The sequence below is a fragment of the Erwinia sp. PsM31 genome (assembly GCF_030433775.1).
In the GTDB taxonomy this organism is placed as follows: Bacteria; Pseudomonadota; Gammaproteobacteria; order Enterobacterales; family Enterobacteriaceae; genus Erwinia; species Erwinia aeris.
This window is the reverse complement of sequence record NZ_JARUWZ010000123.1, coordinates 1-224: the sequence shown is the minus strand read 5'-3', so window position 1 is coordinate 224 and position 224 is coordinate 1. Positions and strand designations below refer to the sequence as shown.

The 224-nt window shown below is 49.6% G+C and carries 1 protein-coding gene; it reads right to left on the bottom strand.

The window, feature by feature from the left end:
- Positions 1-224 (bottom strand): FAD-dependent oxidoreductase (locus QCD69_RS22700; protein ID WP_301253591.1); only part of this gene is annotated, 224 nt, incomplete at both ends.

The following is a 224-nucleotide window of genomic DNA, read 5'->3' as shown; positions in this document are numbered from 1 at the left end:
CGGTACGGCCGTTGGCGTACAGCAGGCAGTCGGCCTTCACTTTTTTGCGGGACTTCAGATGCATTATCACGCCGTCGCTGACGCCTTCGATTTTCTCGAACTCTTCTTTATGGCGGATAACCACGCCGCTGTTCCAGAAATGGTAGGAAATCGAATCTGAGATTTCCTGATCGAGAAACGCCAGCAGATGATCTCGCGTGTTGATTAAATCAACTTTTACGTTC